At 55.7% G+C, this 1,327-nt stretch carries 1 rRNA gene (running past one end of the window); it reads left to right on the forward strand.

Going from position 1 to position 1,327, the window contains the following annotated elements:
* Positions 1-54 precede the first annotated feature (54 nt).
* Positions 55-1,327 (forward strand): 23S ribosomal RNA (locus tag KME78_RS63500); it runs 1,914 nt beyond the window's last position.

Here is a 1,327-nt window from a genome sequence, read left to right on the forward strand (position 1 = left end):
GGCTGGTTGCTGTTTGTTGTTTGAGATTTGCATAGTGGACGCGAGCATCTTTGTGGCCAAGTTTTTTAGGGCACACGGTGGATGCCTTGGCATCAGGAGCCGATGAAGGACGTGGGAGGCTGCGTTAAGCCTCGGGGAGTCGCCAACCAGACGTTGATCCGGGGATGTCCGAATGGGGAAACCTAGCACCAGTCATGTGGTGTTGCCTCCGCCTGAATGTATAGGGCGGTTGGTGGTAACGCGGGGAAGTGAAACATCTCAGTACCCGTAGGAAGAGAAAACAAGAGTGATTCCGTGAGTAGTGGTGAGCGAAAGCGGATGAGGCTAAACCGGGCGTGTGTGATAGCCGGCAGGCGTTGCACGTTCGGGGTCGTGGGACCTTCTTGAGGAGGCTGCCGTCTTCTCGGACAGTGATAAATCGATGGGTTAGTTGAAGCCTCTGGGAAGGGGCGCCGTAGACCGTGAGAGCCGGGTAGGCGAAAATCTGTCGACTGTCGGAGGGTATCCCAAGTAGCACGGGGCCCGAGAAATCCTGTGTGAATCTGCCAGGACCACCTGGTAAGCCTAAATACTCCCTGGTGACCGATAGTGCACGAGTACCGTGAGGGAAAGGTGAAAAGTGCCCCGGTGAGGGGTCGTGAAATAGTACCTGAAACCGTGTGCCTACAAGCCGTAGGAGCTTACAGGGGATTCGTCTTCTGTGTGATGTGACTGCGTGCCTTTTGAAGAATGAGCCTGCGAGTTATGGTGTGTGGCGAGGTTAACCCGTGTGGGGGAGCCGTAGCGAAAGCGAGTCTGAAGAGGGCGTTTGAGTCGCATGCTGTAGACCCGAAGCGGAGTGATCTACGCATGGGCAGGTTGAAGCTCAGGTAAGACTGGGTGGAGGACCGAACCCACCAGGGTTGAAAACCTGGGGGATGATCTGTGTGTAGGGGTGAAAGGCCAATCAAACTCCGTGATAGCTGGTTCTCCCCGAAATGCATTTAGGTGCAGCGTCGCGTGTTTCTTGCCGGAGGTAGAGCACTGGATGGCTAATGGGCCCGACAAGGTTACTGACGTCAGCCAAACTCCGAATGCCGGTAAGTGAGAGCGTGGCAGTGAGACTGCGGGCGATAAGGTTCGTAGTCGAGAGGGAAACAGCCCAGATCACCGACTAAGGCCCCTAAGCGTGTGCTAAGTGGGAAAGGATGTGGAGTCGCAGAGACAACCAGGAGGTTGGCTTAGAAGCAGCCACCCTTGAAAGAGTGCGTAATAGCTCACTGGTCAAGTGATTCCGCGCCGACAATGTAGCGGGGCTCAAGTACACCGCCGAAGTCGTGGCATTGNC

It is taken from the genome of Nonomuraea guangzhouensis, assembly GCF_019396345.1.
Lineage (GTDB): Bacteria > Actinomycetota > Actinomycetes > Streptosporangiales > Streptosporangiaceae > Nonomuraea > Nonomuraea guangzhouensis.